21 protein-coding genes and 2 pseudogenes are annotated in these 18,370 nt (G+C 37.9%); 13 read left to right on the top strand and 10 right to left on the bottom strand.

Features of this window, described 5'->3' with window-relative positions; genetic code table 11:
• Nucleotides 1-4 precede the first annotated feature (4 nt).
• The 4 genes from sufB (at nucleotide 5) to yunB (ending at nucleotide 4,491) form a co-directional block, all read left to right on the top strand.
• Nucleotides 5-1,402, top strand: coding sequence for a Fe-S cluster assembly protein SufB (sufB, locus tag KI369_RS16530; RefSeq protein ID WP_001118827.1), 1,398 nt, complete (start codon nucleotides 5-7; stop codon nucleotides 1,400-1,402).
• 519 nt (nucleotides 1,403-1,921) lie between these two features.
• Complete coding sequence (locus tag KI369_RS16525) at nucleotides 1,922-3,337, top strand: bifunctional metallophosphatase/5'-nucleotidase (RefSeq protein ID WP_306467434.1); 1,416 nt, start codon at nucleotides 1,922-1,924, stop codon at nucleotides 3,335-3,337.
• Between the two features lie 65 nt (nucleotides 3,338-3,402).
• A complete protein-coding gene (locus tag KI369_RS16520; protein WP_000248463.1) occupies nucleotides 3,403-3,705 on the top strand; it encodes a YunC family protein in 303 nt (100 codons plus the stop codon).
• Nucleotides 3,706-3,759: 54 nt separating this feature from the next.
• A complete protein-coding gene (gene yunB / locus KI369_RS16515; RefSeq protein ID WP_212956664.1) occupies nucleotides 3,760-4,491 on the top strand; it encodes a sporulation protein YunB in 732 nt (243 codons plus the stop codon).
• Nucleotides 4,492-4,527: 36 nt separating this feature from the next.
• On the opposite strand, the gene KI369_RS16510 is transcribed toward yunB, so the two are convergent.
• Nucleotides 4,528-5,511, bottom strand: a complete 984-nt coding sequence (locus KI369_RS16510; RefSeq protein WP_212956663.1) for a M23 family metallopeptidase — start codon at nucleotides 5,509-5,511, stop codon at nucleotides 4,528-4,530.
• A 189-nt stretch (nucleotides 5,512-5,700) separates the two neighbouring features.
• On the opposite strand from KI369_RS16510, the gene lipA reads away from it, so the two are divergent.
• On the top strand, nucleotides 5,701-6,597 hold the full coding sequence (lipA, locus tag KI369_RS16505) for a lipoyl synthase (protein WP_000166375.1): 897 nt from the start codon (nucleotides 5,701-5,703) through the stop codon (nucleotides 6,595-6,597).
• A gap of 18 nt (nucleotides 6,598-6,615) precedes the next feature.
• On the opposite strand, the gene KI369_RS16500 is transcribed toward lipA, so the two are convergent.
• Both KI369_RS16500 and KI369_RS16495 read right to left on the bottom strand, forming a co-directional pair.
• The gene (locus KI369_RS16500) at nucleotides 6,616-7,098 is read right to left on the bottom strand and encodes a YbaK/EbsC family protein (RefSeq protein ID WP_212956662.1); all 483 of its coding nucleotides are present in this window, start codon (nucleotides 7,096-7,098) and stop codon (nucleotides 6,616-6,618) included.
• Nucleotides 7,099-7,172: 74 nt separating this feature from the next.
• Nucleotides 7,173-7,727, bottom strand: coding sequence for a histidine phosphatase family protein (locus tag KI369_RS16495; protein ID WP_212956661.1), 555 nt, complete (start codon nucleotides 7,725-7,727; stop codon nucleotides 7,173-7,175).
• A gap of 103 nt (nucleotides 7,728-7,830) precedes the next feature.
• On the opposite strand from KI369_RS16495, the pseudogene KI369_RS16490 reads away from it, so the two are divergent.
• Nucleotides 7,831-8,303, top strand: a pseudogene (locus KI369_RS16490) (hypothetical protein).
• Nucleotides 8,304-8,325: 22 nt separating this feature from the next.
• Here the strand turns inward: KI369_RS16490 and KI369_RS16485 are convergent.
• Complete coding sequence (locus KI369_RS16485) at nucleotides 8,326-9,141, bottom strand: YhfC family intramembrane metalloprotease (RefSeq protein ID WP_212956671.1); 816 nt, start codon at nucleotides 9,139-9,141, stop codon at nucleotides 8,326-8,328.
• Between the two features lie 100 nt (nucleotides 9,142-9,241).
• Between KI369_RS16485 and KI369_RS16480 the strand changes: the two genes are divergently transcribed.
• Nucleotides 9,242-9,973 carry a MerR family transcriptional regulator gene (locus KI369_RS16480; RefSeq protein WP_212956659.1) on the top strand — a complete coding sequence of 244 codons (732 nt, stop codon included), beginning with the start codon at nucleotides 9,242-9,244 and terminating at the stop codon, nucleotides 9,971-9,973.
• A 36-nt stretch (nucleotides 9,974-10,009) separates the two neighbouring features.
• On the opposite strand, the gene KI369_RS16475 is transcribed toward KI369_RS16480, so the two are convergent.
• Nucleotides 10,010-10,588, bottom strand: coding sequence for a YhcN/YlaJ family sporulation lipoprotein (locus tag KI369_RS16475; protein WP_212956658.1), 579 nt, complete (start codon nucleotides 10,586-10,588; stop codon nucleotides 10,010-10,012).
• A 115-nt stretch (nucleotides 10,589-10,703) separates the two neighbouring features.
• On the opposite strand from KI369_RS16475, the gene KI369_RS16470 reads away from it, so the two are divergent.
• On the top strand, nucleotides 10,704-11,021 hold the full coding sequence (locus tag KI369_RS16470; RefSeq protein WP_212956657.1) for a YutD family protein: 318 nt from the start codon (nucleotides 10,704-10,706) through the stop codon (nucleotides 11,019-11,021).
• Nucleotides 11,022-11,031: 10 nt separating this feature from the next.
• Here KI369_RS16470 and KI369_RS16465 read toward each other — a convergent pair whose 3' ends face one another.
• The 4 genes from KI369_RS16465 to glpX all read right to left on the bottom strand — a co-directional run bounded on the left by KI369_RS16465 (nucleotide 11,032) and on the right by glpX (nucleotide 13,690).
• Nucleotides 11,032-11,553, bottom strand: a complete 522-nt coding sequence (locus KI369_RS16465) for a GNAT family N-acetyltransferase (RefSeq protein WP_212956656.1) — start codon at nucleotides 11,551-11,553, stop codon at nucleotides 11,032-11,034.
• A gap of 11 nt (nucleotides 11,554-11,564) precedes the next feature.
• Nucleotides 11,565-12,062, bottom strand: a complete 498-nt coding sequence (locus tag KI369_RS16460; protein ID WP_212956655.1) for a cytoplasmic protein — start codon at nucleotides 12,060-12,062, stop codon at nucleotides 11,565-11,567.
• 373 nt (nucleotides 12,063-12,435) lie between these two features.
• Complete coding sequence (locus tag KI369_RS16455) at nucleotides 12,436-12,702, bottom strand: DUF3055 domain-containing protein (RefSeq protein WP_000392615.1); 267 nt, start codon at nucleotides 12,700-12,702, stop codon at nucleotides 12,436-12,438.
• A gap of 16 nt (nucleotides 12,703-12,718) precedes the next feature.
• A complete protein-coding gene (gene glpX / locus KI369_RS16450; RefSeq protein WP_212956654.1) occupies nucleotides 12,719-13,690 on the bottom strand; it encodes a class II fructose-bisphosphatase in 972 nt (323 codons plus the stop codon).
• Between the two features lie 147 nt (nucleotides 13,691-13,837).
• Between glpX and KI369_RS16445 the strand changes: the two genes are divergently transcribed.
• The 4 genes from KI369_RS16445 (at nucleotide 13,838) to KI369_RS16430 (ending at nucleotide 16,501) form a co-directional block, all read left to right on the top strand.
• Entirely contained in the window at nucleotides 13,838-14,278 is a 441-nt protein-coding gene (locus KI369_RS16445; protein WP_001990845.1) for a DUF86 domain-containing protein, read from the top strand.
• Between the two features lie 71 nt (nucleotides 14,279-14,349).
• Nucleotides 14,350-14,982 (top strand): helix-turn-helix transcriptional regulator, encoded by a 633-nt coding sequence (locus KI369_RS16440; protein ID WP_212956653.1) that lies wholly within the window; start codon nucleotides 14,350-14,352, stop codon nucleotides 14,980-14,982.
• A gap of 109 nt (nucleotides 14,983-15,091) precedes the next feature.
• Complete coding sequence (locus KI369_RS16435) at nucleotides 15,092-15,856, top strand: 5' nucleotidase NucF (RefSeq protein ID WP_000276470.1); 765 nt, start codon at nucleotides 15,092-15,094, stop codon at nucleotides 15,854-15,856.
• 114 nt (nucleotides 15,857-15,970) lie between these two features.
• Nucleotides 15,971-16,501 (top strand): DUF5673 domain-containing protein, encoded by a 531-nt coding sequence (locus tag KI369_RS16430; RefSeq protein WP_212956652.1) that lies wholly within the window; start codon nucleotides 15,971-15,973, stop codon nucleotides 16,499-16,501.
• 33 nt (nucleotides 16,502-16,534) lie between these two features.
• Here the strand turns inward: KI369_RS16430 and KI369_RS16425 are convergent, their stop codons facing one another.
• On the bottom strand, nucleotides 16,535-17,116 hold the full coding sequence (locus KI369_RS16425) for an NAD(P)H-dependent oxidoreductase (RefSeq protein ID WP_212956651.1): 582 nt from the start codon (nucleotides 17,114-17,116) through the stop codon (nucleotides 16,535-16,537).
• Between the two features lie 614 nt (nucleotides 17,117-17,730).
• Here KI369_RS16425 and KI369_RS16420 point away from each other — a divergent pair.
• Nucleotides 17,731-18,209, top strand: a pseudogene (locus KI369_RS16420) (GNAT family N-acetyltransferase).
• Nucleotides 18,210-18,370: the final 161 nt, after the last annotated feature.

Here is an 18,370-nt window from a genome sequence, read left to right as displayed (position 1 = left end):
CAACATGGCGAAGCAACTGCCAGATATCGGCGATTATAAATATGGTTTCAAAGACAAAGACGTTTCGATTTTCCGTGCTGGACGCGGTTTAACAAAAGAGATCGTTGAAGAGATTTCACGTATGAAAGAAGAACCACAGTGGATGTTAGACTTCCGTTTAAAATCACTGGATAAGTTCTATGAAATGCCAATGCCACAATGGGGCGGCGACTTAAACGACTTAGATTTCGATGAAATTACGTACTACGTAAAACCATCTGAGAAATCTGAGAAGTCTTGGGATGAAGTGCCTGATGAAATTAAAGCAACATTTGATAAATTAGGTATTCCAGAAGCTGAGCAAAAATATTTAGCTGGTGTATCTGCACAGTACGAATCTGAAGTTGTATACCACAACATGAAAGAAGACTTAGAAGCTCTAGGAATCGTCTTCAAAGATACAGATAGCGCGTTAAAAGAGAACGAAGATATTTTCCGTGAACATTTCGGAAAAGTAATCCCACCAACAGACAACAAATTCTCTGCATTAAACTCTGCAGTTTGGTCTGGTGGATCATTCATCTACGTTCCAAAAGGTGTAAAAGTTGATACACCACTTCAAGCGTATTTCCGTATTAACTCTGAAAACATGGGACAATTCGAGCGTACGCTTATCATCGTAGACGAAGGCGCACACGTACACTACGTAGAAGGTTGTACAGCACCTGTTTACACGACTAACTCACTTCACAGTGCGGTAGTAGAAATCATCATTAAAAAAGATGCATATTGCCGTTATACAACAATCCAAAACTGGGCGAACAACGTATACAACCTAGTTACAAAACGTGCGGTTTGTGAAGAAAACGCAACGATGGAATGGATTGACGGTAACATTGGATCTAAATTAACGATGAAATACCCAGCGGTTATCTTAAAAGGCGAAGGCGCTCGTGGTTTAACATTATCTATCGCGATTGCTGGTAAAGGCCAACACCAAGATGCTGGTGCGAAAATGATTCACTTAGCACCAAACACGTCTTCAACAATCGTTTCTAAATCGATTGCGAAGCATGGTGGTAAAGTAACTTACCGTGGTATCGTACACTTCGGACCAAAAGCGAAAAACTCTCGCTCTAACATCGAGTGTGACACGTTAATCATGGATAACCAATCTACATCTGATACAATTCCTTACAACGAAATCAAAAACGATTACGTTTCACTTGAGCACGAAGCGAAAGTATCTAAAGTATCAGAAGAACAATTATTCTACCTAATGAGCCGCGGTATTTCTGAGCAAGAAGCTACAGAAATGATCGTAATGGGCTTCATCGAGCCATTCACTCGCGAACTTCCAATGGAGTACGCAGTTGAAATGAACCGCCTGATCAAGTTTGAGATGGAAGGTTCTATTGGTTAATATATGTATGAGGAAAGCGCCTTGCATAGCAGGGCGCTTTTTAATGTTGTGTTGTGCTGGGGTGGGTTCAGTTCAGGCTGGGATACCGGGGCGGGTGTTCAGTTAAATATATTAGCGATAACTCGGAATATATCGACGATTCGACAAGGAATATCGGCTTATCGACAAAGTAAGACAAAAGAAATTCCTTATATACCCCGCAACATGTGGTAGGAAAAGAGACTGACTGGTGGTATGGCAAAGATATTGATAAACCCACTGGAAAATCTAATTGAAGCCCCATCTACCGAACTCTTTGTTAAACTTTTTGACAAATCGCCTCCAATCCCAACCCAGAATCGACCACCTAGAACCCTTCCGCACAATAGAAAAAGTTTTCATATCAAAAAGGACAATCTTTTGCTTTTTCTCACAATGCGAGTACAATGTAAAATAGCAAGAAAAGACGAAAAGTATTTACAGGATTATTGCATACGCATAGCGTAAATGGCAGTAAGGAACTGAGAGGAGGTTTTTTCTCTGAATATAAATAAAGAAACAATCATCCATCTTTATCATACAAACGATCTACATAGTCATTTTGAAAATTGGCCGCAAATTTCTCGGTTTGTACAAGGGGAGAAAAAGCGAAGACAGGAAGCGGGAGAGACCATTTTGACGGTTGATATCGGCGATCATGTGGATCGTTTTCATAGTATTTCGGAAGCGACGAATGGACTTGGCAATACGAAGCTTTTAAATGAGGCGTTATATGATTATGTAACGATCGGAAATAATGAAGGAATTACGTTAGCGAAGGAGCACTTGAATCGTCTATATGATGATGCTGGATTTGAGGTGCTCGTCGCGAATTTATTTGAAAAAGAAGGTGTACGTCCGGAGTGGACAAAGCCTTATAAATTACATACAACGACAGAGGGGATTACAATTGCTTTTATCGGATTAACGGTTGCGTATCCAGAGTTTTATCAAATGTTAGATTGGCATATTGAAGATCCAATCGAGCATTTAGAGTCTATTTTAGAAGAAGTGAGAGATGAGGCCGATATAACGGTTGTCCTTTCTCACCTTGGAAAAAGTATGGATGAGCATATGGCGGAGCATTATGATATAGATGTGATTTTAGGGGCACATACGCATCATTTATTTGAGCGCGGTGTTCTTATGAATAATACGTTACTTTGTTGTTGTGAAAAGTGGGGACGTTACGTTGGGCACGTTCAGCTTACTGTGGATAAAGAGACGAAGAAGTTGTTGAAAAAGGACGGTAGAGCGATTAAGACAGAACGTTTAGGTGCTTATAGCAAACCGTTATCCACAATTGAAGCGCTGCAGGAAGAAAGTAAACATATTATGGAAGAGCCTGTCGTTCATTTAAAGGAATCATTACCGGTTGATTGGTTTCATGAGACAGCATTTTCGCACATGTTAGCAAATGCGCTGAAAACGTGGTGCGGTGCAGAGATTGGCATGGTGAACGCTGGTGTACTTCTTGAAGGATTAGAGGAGGGCGTTGTGACGCGCGGAGATATTCACAGAATTTGTCCACATCCAATTAATCCATGTTTATTAAAAGTGCCAGGGAAAACGTTAAGAGAAGTTATTTTGAAAGCACGTCGCCCGAATATGGAGAACCTTGAGGTAAAAGGATTCGGATTTCGCGGGAAAGTGATGGGGAAAATGATTTACGCTGGTGTAGAAGTCATCCCAGATACGATTCCTGGGAATAAAATTTTACTCGAAGATGTATTGATTAACGGGGAATCGCTGGAATTAGATCGTATATATACGGTAGGAACGATTGATATGTTTACATTTGGATACTTATACCCAGAGCTATCCACACTTTCTGACAAACAATATTATATGCCAGAGTTACTCAGAGATGTGTTAACAGACGTGTTGATAACTCATACATCTTCCGTCAAACTATAGGCTAGTTAACTTGTAACACTCATTTTTCTCTTGTCATACAGATAAGAAAGAGAGGAGTGTGAACTATGGTTAATGTGGAGCCAATTATAATCGATAATTATACGTTTATTGCGGTTAGCGTCAAACTTCCAAAGACAAATTTGCTAGCTGTAATGAGCGATAAGGGATATATTATGTGTGGTGCATTAGATGTAGGTCTTTTAAATGAGAAGTTAGGTGATCGAGGAATTATTGCTGGCCGTGCGGTTGGTGTAAGAACGATTGAACAACTTCTTGAAGCACCGCTAGAATCAGTAACGATTGAAGCAGAAGCTTTAGGTATTACGGCTGGTACAATCGGAAAAGAAGCATTATTAAAAATGAGATAAGCATATATCGTCCCTCCTTCTTGCATAGAAATGATATAAGAAGGAGGGTTTTTTATGAGCATATTTCGTTCGAAAAATTCGCGGTTTCGAAAGGGGCCTATTTCCTTTCGGCACATACTGCTTATGTCGTTTATTCTTTTTGTTATATTACTCGTGCAAGGATTATGGATTGTGAATAGTAGCATTCAGCCGACATTACTTAAATATGGAGAAGTAGAGACGCATAAAATGGCGACAGCGGTTATGACGAAGGCGGTAAAAGATAGAATTAATGAAGGGTTCGATGTGGATTCATTAATGAAAGTACAAAATGATAAAAATGGGAAAGTATCCACAATTAATTTAAATACGAAGCAAGTAAATGAAATCGTAACTTCAACGACCATGTACATAGAAAAATATTTACAGCAAGTAGAACAAGGGGATTTGAAGGGGCTAGGTATTTCTGAAAAAAATGGAGCAACGATGGCAGTTCCTTTTGGTCGTGTAACGGATAATGCGCTTCTTGGAAATATAGGACCCGATATTCCAATTGATTTCACGACAATTGGTCATGTGAATACGGATATTAAACAAAAAATTGAACCGCACGGAATCAATACGACAGCGATTCAAATTATTATGGAGATGGAAGTCACGTTGCAAGTCATTATTCCATTTCATACGAAAGAAATAAAAGTCAAACAAGATGTTCCGATTGCAACGCGCATTGTTCAAGGGGAAGTGCCTACTTATTACGGGAGCGGGAGTGTTGTTGTACCTGATAAAAAGAAAACGGATAGTTAGCCGAATTTAAAAAATAACCGTAGCAATATGCTACGGTTATCGTTTTGTATTCGCGCGTTCTTTTCGCTCCCAAAGACTTAAATGCATGTATGGATCGAAAGCCCATTCTGTATAACCGTTGTCTTTATACATGCCGAAATGTAAGTGAGGCGGGAATTTTCCTGCTGTGCCGGGAGGGCCGTAACCGGTGCTACCAACAAATCCGATTACTTTTCCAGGCTCGACAATTTGTCCAAGCTGGATTTCTTTTGAGAATCCACCTAAATGAGCGTAATAATGGTAATTGTTGTGTAGGTCACGAATACCGATGCGCCATCCGCCAAGGCGGTTCCAGCCTTTTGTTTCAATGATGCCATAGCAAGTGGATCTTACTGGTACACCATAGCCTGCAAAAATATCGGTTCCTTCATGAACTCTTCTTCCTCCAAAACTTCTTCCAGCGCCGAAAGTACTACGGTAGCTGTGGTCACTGCGAATGGGAAGCGGGAAAGCATTTCCTTCTAAATTAATACGTCCATAATGTTTATAAATTCGGGCGTATTCGGTAATTAATTCAACTGTTTTTGCACGTCTATAATATTCCCAGAGCATGATTTTGATACGTTCTTCTGACGTTCCTTGTTTCTTTAAAATTGTCGCTGCTGTATGCAGAAGATCACGGTCGTTATTTGCATTTGCAAATCCATCTTTGTCACCATCTAAACCCATCCCGCCAAATAGAGAAATTGTATGGGGGAGAGTGTCGTTACCATTAACGGGTCCAGCCCATATTTCTGGTTTGAAATAAAGGGAAATGATGGCATCTGTTTTTTTCGGAATATCTTTTCTTACGCTCCGTATATTTCTTTCATATTGATCCATTGCAGCTAAGTAATACCACGGAATGCCTGAAGATTGCTCGGTTTCTTTATATAGTGCCATGCGCTTTTCGTATATGCTTTGCTGATTATCTTCACCGTAAGCGATGTTTTGGTGGAGAAGAAAGCAAATCGAAAGCAAAAGAGAAATTTTTCGAAGCATGAAATAGACTCCTTTCACAACATCACTCTTTTTAGTGTGGGATATACGGAGTATTTCATTATAGGGAACGATTGGAAAAAATCTTAGAATCTTCATTTGAGCAAATCGCTTTCATACGTTAGAATAGATATGTTACATTGAAAGAAGCGAACACGGTAAACTATTTCATATTGTGCGGAGTTGATAACCATGACAAAACAAACAGAATATAAGCGCAAGCCCGAATGGTTGAAAATTAAGTTAAACACGAATGAAAACTATACAGGCTTAAAGAAAATGATGCGTTCTAAGAATCTTCATACAGTTTGTGAAGAAGCGAAATGTCCGAATATTCATGAATGCTGGGCTGTAAGAAAAACAGCAACATTTATGATTTTAGGTGCGGTTTGTACACGTGCTTGTCGTTTTTGTGCGGTTAAAACAGGCTTACCAACTGAGCTTGATTTACAAGAGCCAGAACGCGTAGCAGATTCTGTAGTACAAATGGGCTTAAAGCACGTTGTTATAACAGCGGTTGCACGTGATGATTTAAAAGACGGCGGAGCAGCTGTTTTTGCTGAAACAGTACGCGCTGTACGTCGTAAAAATCCATTTACGTCAATCGAAGTATTACCATCTGATATGGGTGGAGTAGAAGAAAACTTGAAAATGTTAATGGATGCAAAACCAGATATTTTAAACCATAACATTGAAACAGTACGTCGATTATCTAACCGAGTTCGCGCTAGAGCAAAATATGACCGTTCATTAGAGTTTTTACGTCGAGCGAAAGAAATGCAGCCTGATATTCCAACTAAATCGAGCATTATGGTGGGCTTAGGTGAAACGAGAGAAGATTTAATTGAAGCAATGGATGACTTACGTGCAAACAATGTGGATATTTTAACTCTTGGACAATACCTACAACCATCTAAGAAGCATTTACCAGTTCTTAAATATTACCCACCAGCAGAATTTGCAGAGCTTAAAGAAATTGCACTTAGCAAAGGCTTTAGCCACTGTGAAGCTGGCCCACTTGTGCGTTCTTCTTACCATGCGGACGAGCAAGTTCGTTCTGCAAAAGAAAAAACAGCAGAAGCAAAATAATGAAAAAAAGAGAGCCGATCATTGGCTCTCTTTTTGTTTATATTCTAAAACAGTATTTGGACATGTTAATAAGATTTTCTTTAATTCCTCTGTGGATAATTCAATTGTAAATTCAGGTACACCAGGTGTAATTAAAATTTTGTCGTAAGTATAAATCGCGTAATCCACAATAATCGTTACATGTTGTGAATAACCGAAAGGAGCGACACATCCTGGCGTACAGCCTGTTTCTTCTCTTAGCTCATCAGGAGAACAGAGAGATAAGCTTTCTCCTGTTATTTCTTTCATCTCTCCTCGGTTGAGTCTTGTGCCCTCTAACGTAAAAAATATGTAATAATTTCCCGGCTTTGATTTTAAAAATAAGCTTTTACTTGGAGTACCTTGTAAGCCAAGCCTTTCACGTACGATACGATCTGTTTCATAATCGAGTACCGGTTCGTGTTCAAACTTTTCGTAAGAAGCATTTGTTTTATGTAGTAAAGCAAGTACATCTTCGTACATATGGAGTGATACCCCTTTCTATTGTTAGTACAGTTTCTTCTCGTGGCGTCAACTGAATGTGTTGGAAAGAGATATTACTCGGATGATGCTTCCCATAATCGTTTTAGGACACATTGTTCATCGATTGTAATTTCGTAAATATCAGGATTCGTTAGAGCTCTCCATTCATTAAAACCAATCGTATGATCAAAGTGCTTTAAAATGAGCGTAAATAAGTTTCCATGTGTAACGAGTAGTGTTGTAGTATGGTTTAATTTTAAAACGTCTTGGATAAGCGATATAGCACGGTCTGTTGCTTCTTTTGTCGACTCTCCGCCTGAAAAGGCAATATCTATATTTGTAAAAGTAGATTCTAGTTTTTGCAACCAATCGTCCATTGGAACGTCGCTTAATATGCGTTCAGCTAATCGTTCATCTTCTTGGATAGACAAGTTAGCTTGGAGCGCATAGGGCCGAATAGAATCGATAGCTCGCACAAATGGGCTTGAAATAATATGATCTATTTGTGGTTGGTTTTCTAAGAGGAATGTAGCAAGAGTGTTTGCTTGATTTTTTCCTGCAATCGTTAATTCGGCATTACGTTCTTGTCCAGTTGCTGAACAATGTCGTATTACAATCAATTTCTTCATAATTCATCCCCATCTTTCAAGTTGACGCTATATACTTCGACAAATGTGGGGAAAATTCCTTTTTATTGGAAACGGCATATTGATTTAAATATGTGGAAAAGTAATGTGGATAATAAAAATTGAGGTGCAATGATGAAAAAAATGATATGTATCGTCTTCATGATTTGTTTTCTTATGCAATTGTCCACAACATATGCACAATCCAATCAAAAGTTAGATTATCCAAGCAATCGAAATAAGTCATTTGTGAGTGAGCGTGTGTTTTACGAACAATTAGATAAGAAAATTTATAAAGAATACAACAATGCAACATATAGTGTTCGAAAAAAAGTCTTATTTAAAGAAGTGCCCGATGAAGAATCTTCTTTCCGACAAAAAACAGCCGTGGGTTGTCGGAGTGAAGTGGTGCTTCAAGATTTTTTTGTTCACCCTGATCGCCAAGTTTATTTTTTCGCTTCCTTTTCTCAAAATGAAGTAGAAGAGTTACATAAGTACATTGTTATAGATGCAGAAACAAAAAGGGAGCTGCGAGCAGGTAAAAGTTATCATCATTGTGGTAATCCATACAAAAAATAACCCACCAATTGGCGGGTTATTTTTATTCCGGTACACGTATTAATTTTTCTTTCATTTTACGAATAAGAATGACAGCACCAATTGTGAAGAGAAGGGTAATTCCTTCTGCAACGAAGATGTTGATTGTTTTTGTTTGGTAAAGTGCCGCGAAAAAGTCTACAAATGCGTGGAATAATATAGCGTAAACAAGGAAGATATATTTCTTCTGTTTTACTGCGTATAAGACAAGCATCGTAAAGGCAATTTGCAACACAAGAGCCATAATTCTTTCTAGGCTACCAAATAAGTATAAATAAGCAGGCTGCTCTATTAACATATCCTTTACAATATTTAATTGTGGTAGTTTTTCTGCCATTTGAGCGAAGCTACCATTGTTAATAGCATTTGCGAATATAAGTGTCTGCAATGCAGAGAATCCACCAACTAAAATGGATTCAATCCCGCCGTGACCTATTCCGTAAGCAAAACCATCTTTATATTCTTGATATTTTTTTAGTAGGAAGAAGAAGGCAACGAAACGTCCTAATTCTTCAAAAATACCAGCGGTTAGTCCGCCATAAAGTGCAAAGACAAATGGATTTTCTAAAATTGGAGCGATTGCCGGATTTCCGCGCATAAATAGGTGGAATGGTGTTTCGAGAATTTGGGTAAATCCGATAAAGATAAGAACACCGACGCCGACTACTTTCCAATTAATATGATATTTTTTACGAAAATAAACAAACGCAATAATAGGTACCAGAATCGAAAGCACAAGTTGAATTGTGATACTGGCAATTACCGTACTTGAAACCATACTTTCACCGCTTTCTAATATATGTACATATCTATTATGCATGAAATATAGTGGAGATGAAACTTTTAACAAAAAAATGAATGTACTTATTGACTCTAACGTTGCGTCATACTTTATCGTATGTATTAAGGGGGAGATACACATGACAATGAAGGTAAAAGAAGTAGCTAATTTAGTTGGAATTAGTGTGCGCACACTGCATCATTACGATGAAATTGGGTTGTTAACCCCAGACGAGACGACAGAGTCTGGATATCGTCTGTATTCCAATGAAAATTTAGAGGCATTGCAGCAAATTTTATTTTTTAAAGAACTAGGCTTCCCTTTGAAGAAAATTAAAGAAATTATCATGAGTCCATCATTTGACCGAGAAGAAGCATTGCAGCTTCATAAGAAGATGCTTCTTGAAAAGCGTGCCAGGTTAGATAAGGTGATTGCGACGATTGATAAAACAATTCAGCATACAAAAGGAGAGATTGAAATGACGAATAAAGAGAAATTTGAAGGCTTTGATTTCAGCCATAATCCGTACGAAGAAGAAGCGCGTGAAAGATGGGGAGACGCAGCTGTAGATAAAGCGAATGAATATGCGAAAGGTATGTCAAAAGACAAGCAAGAAGAATTTAATACGATTTACAGAAATTTAGCGGCGCTTAGACACGGCGCACCAGATTCTAAAGAGGCACAGGAAGCAATTGGAGTATGGTACGATTACTTGCAAAACTTCGGTGAATATTCACTAGATGCTTTTAAAGGACTCGGTCAAATGTACGTCGCTGATGAGCGCTTTACGAAAAATATTGATAAGTTTGGCGAAGGGTTAGCGCAGTTTATGTGTGATGCGATGGAGGTTTATGCGGATTGTAAGAGATAGTCAAAAATAAAGAAGGTGGAGGTTTCTCCAGCTTCTTTATTTTTTTATCATATCATTCAAAGTCTGATCCCCCGTATTGTTCAAATGAGGGTTTTTACTCATTTCTCGTTTTAGCATATCAAGGCTCTGTGTATATTCTGTATCATTTAATGCGCCAGATTGAAGTCCTTGAATTTGAGAAATCAACTTTTGGTCTGTTGATACATATGCTTTATAATAGCGAGGGACGATGGACAAAGCAGCTTTATATACTTGATCTGCTACGAGTTTTGGATCCGTTGTGTTTGCACGGTATACAACAAATACTTCATCATCGGTAACGAGCGTAGCAGCGTTTGTAACGTCAGGAAGTTTGACTGCCATGCTTGTAATCATTTCAGCGACTTTCTCACGGTTAATGGCTCCTACTTGTTTGTTAGATACTTCATGTTTTTGTTTAGATGAATAACCGACTCTCGTTAATCGTGTATTTGTATTTTCCGTATGATACATGTCGTTTTTGTTGGAAACAAGAACACGACTTCCTTCTTCACGTTCCATTTCGGCTTTATTATTTGTTTGACAGCCTGCAAATAAGGAAAGAGTGAGGAGAGAGAGTATAATTTGTTTTTTCACGATGTATCACCTCCTTCTCCATAGCATGCACTAATTTTCAATTTTTTGTATTTGAAATTGTTGGTTGGTATGCTTTGTGATACGATAAAAAGAAGAATGCTTAGAGAGGAAGTTAATGATGGAGCAAAAGCAAAAGCAAGAGCAAGAGATGCATGCTACGGTGAGCATTAATAATGTTCAGTACGAAGTAATTAAAAACTTTCGTGATGGTTTTAGTGAAGAAGCATTTAAAGAGCGTTATGCAGAAATTTTAAATAAATATGATTACATCGTTGGGGACTGGGGTTATGAGCAACTTAGATTGCGCGGTTTCTTTGATGATAGTAATCAACGTTCGACATATGATACGAAAATTAGTACTTTATCAGAGTATTTATACGAGTACTGTAACTTCGGTTGTGCACACTTCGTATTACGAAAAGTGAAGAAATAAAAAAATCCTCTTACGATCGTAAGAGGATTTTTTCATAGCAGTTATACCAATTGTGAGGAGGCTGTTTACTTGAAAAATAAACAGCACCTCGACAAATATAATGATTCTTTTCATATAAACCTAATGAAACGGGATTGCCAGTGAAAGCATCTAATCGTATACCCGTATAGTCTTTTCGTTTTGCTTCATTTTCCCAAAAGGATAAAAGTACTTTGCTATATCCTTTTCCCTGGGCGAAAGGGTGGATGACGAAAGAATGGACGATAAGAAAGCGACCGTGTATTTTTGACCAATCAATTAGCTCATATTCTGGAGATTGCCACTCATTCAACACAACAGCACCAACAAGTGAATTATGCTCAAATAGGCAGTAGAGTTCACCTTGTTCTAAGTGATAGGCAATATGTTCTCGAGTCGGATATAAATCATCCCATTGATAAATTTTCTTTTGTAAGAGCGCTTTTTTACATTCTGTATACATTGCATCTAATTCGTCTAATAAATTCATCGTACCTTTTCTCACATTTAGCATGAGACTCCCCCTTATAAACAAATTGATATATAATCGCCTTCAGAAAGTATTGTATTTGGTTTCATTTGTTGTCCGTTCAATTGAATATCCCCGTTTTTAATTTTATCCACAATGAGTGTACGGCTCCAGTCGGAAATATATGTGGATAATGCTTTATCCATTCGGTGGGAACCGAAAACGAGGTCTAATACAATCGTAATTTCGGCTATGCCACTTTCTTTATGCTGTGTAATGGAAATGGTAGTAGTTGTTTCCGTTTGCTCTTGCTGCGTCATATCGACTGTTTCAACGTGATCAGTAAATGATTTATAAATACGAAGTTTTTGATTCCACGTATGATCTTTCGGACATTTATAAATGGCAAAGCGGTATATGTTTTTTCCGTTGGCGTTATGCCTACGAATATTCGTATCAGTAAAAAGGGTAGTGCGTCTGCAATTTTTACAATACTTTTCAATTGTGTTTTGCTGATTTTTATATAAACTCCAAGAAAGTTGTACTTTCTGCATTTTCCTTCACCTCTTATAGTATTGGTAAAGGAACGTGATACAGCTATTTGGATGTCTTGTAGTATGAAGACATGAAGAAAAGACAAAAATAAAAGGAGGTTCCCCAAAGAGGAACCTCCGTAAACATCATACTACAGATGCATTACGTTCCTTTGTAATGGGAATGGGCAGACTACTCCCTTGAAAAAGCGTGGTGCTTTTTTGAGAGTAATGCTATCCAATTGCTGGTCCATTACAAAGTAGTTGTTGGCATACGTAGATAACGTCCTTTCTATCCAAATAGATTTATTCTTAATTATAACACAATAGAATGAAGATTCAAAACATTCACAACGAAAAAACACCAGCTAAAATAGCTGGTGCCTACGATAAATTATATAAGTTCAAATAAAAATGAGCGTAATTCTTCTGCAATTTCTTCAGTCATAGAAAATGCATGCTCTAAGTAGCCTGGTTCGTTTAAATCGTCAGGACCGATGATTGCAAATTTATTACGCTGCATATCAAGGACAATTGTTTTACCGTAATGACGATCGGAGTATAAAAGCGCTAAATCATGACGCTCATTTTCTCCCATAAAGCTAACGAAACGAGTTCTTGTAGCGACTGTATCGTCGTACAGAAAGAAACGTTCTTCCATACACATGGCTCCTTTATTAAATATCTAAGTTTAAGTGTGGTTTATGATCTAAATGGTGATGCGTTTTAATGAATCGTACCGTTCTTGTTTTGTAGCGCATAACGATAGAATATGTTTCAGCTAAATCTCCGCCAAGGAATTTCACACCGTCTAATAACTCACCAGCAGATACGCCAGTTGCTGAGAAGATTGCATCATCACCAGATACTAAGTCTTCTAGCATTAGAAGTTGACGAGGATCTTCTAGTCCCATTTCACGACAACGAGCTTCTTCTTCTTCGTTCATTGGAACTAAGCGAGCTTGCATTTCACCTTCAAGGCATTTTAATGCTGCTGCAGAAATAACGCCTTCTGGAGCTCCGCCAGTACCTACGAATAAGTCGATACCTGTTCCAGGTAGTGCTGTTGCGATTGACGCACCAACATCACCATCACCAAATAATTTTACGCGTGCACCTTTTGCACGAACACGGTCAATAATATCTTGATGACGTTCACGTTCTTGAACGATAACTGTTAGATCGCGAATCTTTTTATTGTTAGCTTCTGCTACAATTTCGATTGTTTTTTCAATTGGATCATCTAAGCTAATTTTACCAGCTGCTTTTGGACCAACCGCGATTTTTTCCATGTACATATCAGGAGCATGAAGAAGGTTTCCTTTATCTGCGATTGCGATAACTGCCATTGCATTTGCAAGACCTTTTGCAACGATGTTTGTACCTTCTAATGGGTCAACGGCGATGTCTACTTCTGGACCGTTACCTGTTCCTAGTTCTTCACCAATATATAACATCGGTGCTTCATCAAGTTCTCCTTCACCAATTACAACTGTACCTGCCATGTTTACTGAATCGAACATATCACGCATTGCTGTAGTTGCTGCATCATCTGCTTCATTCTTCTTTCCGCGGCCCATCCACTGTGCGGATGCTAATGCTGCTGCTTCTGTTACACGGACAATTTCTAGTGCGAGTTCACGTTCCAAGATTCCATTCCTCCAATTTCAAAAATCATACAAATATAACTATAACAAATTACGGGGAAAAGGTGAATTCGAAAAATTGTCGATTTTTTCAGAAGAAAGCGTTACAATTAAAATGTAAATGCTTTAATTTCCAGGTAGGTGACATTCATGTATTTTGTAGACAGAAAGAAAATAGAACAAATGCTAGTATGTTTAGAACGAGCAACAAGTACATTTCAAGAGAAAAAGATATATGAAACCGAGTTCGAATTTTACGCATTAGAACGCATAGCTCATTTAATGATTGATTGTGTATTAGATGTAGGGAATGCGATGATTGATGGATTTATTATGCGCGATCCAGGAAGCTATGAAGATATTATTGATATTTTAATGGACGAGCGAGTGATAAGTGCAGAAGATGGACAAGGAATGAAAGAAATTATCCTTCTTCGAAAAATGCTTACGCAAGATTATATTCAAATGAATCATGATGAATTATATAAGACGATTCAAAAACATATTGCAGTGGTAGAGAAATACCCAGCAAATATTCGCAGTTATTTAGAGAAGGAATTAGGACCTGTATCTGCATTTGTACCAGAATAATTATGCTTATAAGATCCCCAGAGAAAGCCTTTTGGGGGTCTTATATTGTATGTGAGGGAGAAGGGTGAAGCATGGGGGAAGCACGGACGACGAAAGATGAAATTATCCAATTGTTGAAAGTAAAGGGAGAGCACACGGTAGCGGAACTAGCTGAAATTTTAGAGATTACAGAAATGGCGATTCGAAGACATTTAAGTAATCTTGAGAAAGATGGTTTCATCTATTCTAAGATGGTAAGGCAACATGTCGGAAGACCAACTTATTTGTATGGATTAAGCGAAAAGGGAGAAGATACATTCCCGAAGGAGTATAAGCAATTTGCGATTGATATGCTAGAAGATTTAGCTCGGATGGGTGATGAAAAAATACTTCGTTACGTTTTAAAAGAGAGAACGAAGCGAATGGAAGAACAGTTGCAAAAGCGAGTGAGTAATCAAAAGAATTTAGCATATAAGGTGCAAGAGATAGCAGCTATGCAAGAGAAAAATGGTTATATGGTTCAAATTAAGAGAGACGGGGAGAACTCTTTCGTAATTGAAAAACAAAACTGTCCGTTAAAGGAAATTGCAGAGAGATTCCCGCAAGTGTGTGAAGATGAAAAAGAGATGTATGAGCGTTTATTTGCAAACGCAGATGTGAAAACGCTAGCAAACATGTGCGAGGGCGATTGTAGTTGTTCTTACCAAGTAAAAGAGAAAAAATGAACGTTATGGGGCGCTTTAAGGTAAAGCGTTTTTTTCTTTTGGAAAAGCGGGTAATATAAGAGTGGTATGATAAGGTGAGAACGTTAGCATAGAAGGAGAGACATAATCGATGTATAAAGGTTACTTAATTGACTTAGACGGTACAATGTATCGCGGAGAAGAACAAATTGAAGAAGCGAGCGACTTCGTAAAAGCGTTAGGAGAGCGCGGCATTCCTTATTTATTCGTTACGAATAACTCAACGCGTAAACCAGAACAGGTGGCAGAAAAACTCGTTCGTTTCGATATTCCAGCGAAAGCAGAGCAAGTATTCACAACGAGTATGGCAACAGCAAACTTTATTTATGAACGTAAACAAGACGCAACTGTATATATGATTGGTGAAGAAGGCTTACATGATGCACTTGTGGAAAAAGGATTTGAACTTGTGGATGAAAATCCCGATTTCGTTGTTGTCGGTTTAGATCGTGACATCACATATGAAAAATTAGCAAAAGCTTGCCTTGCTGTACGTAACGGCGCAACATTTATTTCTACAAATGGAGACATTGCCATTCCAACTGAGCGCGGATTATTACCAGGTAACGGCTCATTAACATCAGTTGTAGCAGTATCAACAGGTGTGGATCCAATCTTTATCGGAAAACCAGAATCAATCATTATGGAACAAGCGTTAAAAGTGCTTGGGATAGGAAAAGATGAAGCATTAATGGTTGGGGATAACTACGATACAGACATTTTAGCGGGAGTAAATGCTGGCATGCATACGCTGCTTGTCCACACTGGAGTCACAACTGTGGAGAAGTTAACAGAATATGAAGTACAACCAACGCAAGTTGTGCATAACTTGACGGAGTGGATTGAGAAGATGTAATGAAATGCAGGTAACCGGAGGAGGTTACCTGTTTTTTATGCATAATTGCATATGTGCTATTGTTATATAAAATATAAAATTTATATGTAATGATATTGAGGGGAGGGAATCAGAGTGTACTGGATGTCATGTATTATGTTTGTTTTTACATTATGTGTTTTATTTTTTGTTCTATGGAAGATATATAAAATAAATGAAATGAAGAAAAGTGCGGGAAAACTTATTGCAATGTATCCTCGGGTGAAAAGACGTTGGATTGCGTTACTTGGACCAGCGTATTTCATTGGACAATGTATGTATATATATGTTCGTTACGTAAGTGGTGATATCGATACAGTTAAACAGTTTCTCATTCAGCTAGGTATTCATGTTGTAGCAAGTTGTTTTATGACTTTAATAGCCATCCATCTTATTAAAAGTGTACAAATATATGAAAAAGGTGTAGTAGACGGATTAAACTTTTATTCATACGAAGAATTGAAGGGCTATAAAACATCAACATGGGAAAATCCAAAAGAGAATATATTTTTATATCGCGGGCGAGAAAAAATGAATGACAATGTGAATTTACTTATTAGACAGGAAGATATGAATGAATTAGAAAGCATTCTTCAAAGATATATTCCGAAATTAATGATGAAATGAAAAACTCCGGTTGTTAAAGCCGGAGTTTTTTTATTAAAACGCACGATTCACAACGTCTTTAACTTCTTCAAGATATTGTTTACGCACATTATCATCCACAGAAGGAACACTTGTATAGAATGTGTGCTCAATTGTTTCAATGCCTGTAAATTCAAAAATACCAACATCCGCTGTTTTCTTCATTGCGTCAAACATACCGCCTGCTATGTATGCTTCTTTCGTATTTCCCATTGTAGATAATAATAAGCCTTTTTTACCGCTTAATAACTTTTCAATACCATTCTCACCGTAAGCATAAGCGAAGCCGTGGCTAAATACACGGTCAACGTATCCTTTTAAAATAGCAGGAAGTCCCGCCCACCAAACTGGGTAAATGAATGTAATGCTGTCAGCCCAAGAGATATGCTCTTGCTCTTCTTTAATATCTTCTGGTGTATTTCCTTGAGAAAATGAGATGAAATCGGAAGCGCCTAATACTGGATTAAAGTTTAATTCGTATAGATCGCGAACGCGTACTTCGTGACCTTTTTCTTCTAATTCACTTTTTACCGTTTCTAAAATCGCATGGTTGAAGCTTTCTGTATTTGGATGTGCATAAACGATTACATGTTTCATTGTTCTTCCTCCTATTTGTGGATATGTGAATAGTTTATCTGTAACTATTATTGTTACTTCGTTTGTGAAAGTCAAGTAATACATATGTATGTATAAAAAGACGCCTCAAATCGTCTTTTTAGACCCCGCTCATACAAAGAACAAAGAAAACGAATAAAATGATGACAATACCAATGCCGAAGTTAAATACGAGAGTACTATCCATATTATGTAACCTCCTTGTTTGAAAGTAAAAAGCACTCTAGCCAAGAGTGCTTTTTTATTTTGAGTCCACTTCAAAACTTTGAGCAAAGGACTCATGCATGTAAAGAGTTACATTATTTTATGTGTTTATGCTTTGAAATGAGTAAGTCCTTGTGAGGTATAGAAAAAAAGACACTCTTTTGAGTGTCTTTCATGATGACAAAATGTGCCAATTGCTTGAGTTTGATAAGGCGCTAATATCCGTTTTAACGCCTTTTCTTTGATCAAGAAGTGTAGCAACAGCGATTCAAATAAATTGTACCATTTGTTCCGTGGGAGTACGTATGCAATTGTGCATATTTCAATTGAAGGGAAATGAGGCGCGAAAAGTGAATGAGTATATACAGAATATTTGATTAGGGGAGAGAAGGATGGATATACATAAGTTAACGGTAGCAGAAGCAAATGAGATAAATACGTGGGCGTATGAAGAACCTTATAATTTATATAGTTTTTCAGGTGAGGAAGAAGTAATAGAAGAGTTATTAGATGGGACGTATTATGGCTGTTGTGACGATAATGGGGAATTTATCGGTTATTTTTGTTTTGGGGAACATGCACAAGTGCCAGGGGGAAGAGATGTTCATTTATATGGTGGAGAAGATGTAATTGATATCGGACTTGGCATGAAACCTGCGCTAACAGGGAAAGGGCTGGGGAAAATATTTTTTCAAGCTGGGATAGCCTTTGCAACGAAAGAATATAAGCCGAAGACGTTTCGACTTAGTGTAGCGACATTTAATACAAGAGCGATTACGCTATATAAAAACATAGCTTCCAACAAGGTCCTATTTTTTTGAGCCGCGGAAGAGAATTTATGCTCATGGAATACGAAAGACCGTCAGTATGAAACTGACGGTCTTTCATATTTTATCCCGCTTTAATGGGCAGTAAGACCTCCACCTCAAAATTCAGCGAAAGCAAAGAATTTAAGTGGGGGTCGGGCTGTCCATTAAAGTCCGATTGGTTCGACTAATAATCAGTGGGGGATGAAGAAAACCCCCACTGATT

Origin of the sequence: Bacillus sanguinis, assembly GCF_018332475.1 — a bacterium.
Lineage (GTDB): Bacteria > Bacillota > Bacilli > Bacillales > Bacillaceae_G > Bacillus_A > Bacillus_A sanguinis.
This window is presented reverse-complemented; position numbering and strand designations above follow the sequence as displayed.

Bases quoted from the DNA above. Each gene is read 5' to 3' on its own strand.
- KI369_RS16470 (WP_212956657.1), top strand. From the start codon at position 10,704: ATGATGGAGCAAAAGCAAAAGCAAGAGCAAGAGATGCATGCTACGGTG.
- lipA (WP_000166375.1), top strand. From the start codon at position 5,701: ATGACAAAACAAACAGAATATAAGCGCAAGCCCGAATGGTTGAAAATT.
- KI369_RS16495 (WP_212956661.1), bottom strand. From the start codon at position 7,727: ATGAAGAAATTGATTGTAATACGACATTGTTCAGCAACTGGACAAGAA.
- KI369_RS16520 (WP_000248463.1), top strand. From the start codon at position 3,403: ATGGTTAATGTGGAGCCAATTATAATCGATAATTATACGTTTATTGCG.
- KI369_RS16485 (WP_212956671.1), bottom strand. From the start codon at position 9,141: ATGCATAATAGATATGTACATATATTAGAAAGCGGTGAAAGTATGGTT.
- KI369_RS16510 (WP_212956663.1), bottom strand. From the start codon at position 5,511: ATGCTTCGAAAAATTTCTCTTTTGCTTTCGATTTGCTTTCTTCTCCAC.
- KI369_RS16440 (WP_212956653.1), top strand. From the start codon at position 14,350: ATGGGGGAAGCACGGACGACGAAAGATGAAATTATCCAATTGTTGAAA.
- KI369_RS16435 (WP_000276470.1), top strand. From the start codon at position 15,092: ATGTATAAAGGTTACTTAATTGACTTAGACGGTACAATGTATCGCGGA.
- sufB (WP_001118827.1), top strand. From the start codon at position 5: ATGGCGAAGCAACTGCCAGATATCGGCGATTATAAATATGGTTTCAAA.
- KI369_RS16455 (WP_000392615.1), bottom strand. From the start codon at position 12,702: ATGGAAGAACGTTTCTTTCTGTACGACGATACAGTCGCTACAAGAACT.
- KI369_RS16445 (WP_001990845.1), top strand. From the start codon at position 13,838: ATGTATTTTGTAGACAGAAAGAAAATAGAACAAATGCTAGTATGTTTA.
- KI369_RS16480 (WP_212956659.1), top strand. From the start codon at position 9,242: ATGACAATGAAGGTAAAAGAAGTAGCTAATTTAGTTGGAATTAGTGTG.
- KI369_RS16500 (WP_212956662.1), bottom strand. From the start codon at position 7,098: ATGTACGAAGATGTACTTGCTTTACTACATAAAACAAATGCTTCTTAC.
- KI369_RS16460 (WP_212956655.1), bottom strand. From the start codon at position 12,062: ATGCAGAAAGTACAACTTTCTTGGAGTTTATATAAAAATCAGCAAAAC.
- yunB (WP_212956664.1), top strand. From the start codon at position 3,760: ATGAGCATATTTCGTTCGAAAAATTCGCGGTTTCGAAAGGGGCCTATT.
- KI369_RS16425 (WP_212956651.1), bottom strand. From the start codon at position 17,116: ATGAAACATGTAATCGTTTATGCACATCCAAATACAGAAAGCTTCAAC.
- KI369_RS16465 (WP_212956656.1), bottom strand. From the start codon at position 11,553: ATGCTAAATGTGAGAAAAGGTACGATGAATTTATTAGACGAATTAGAT.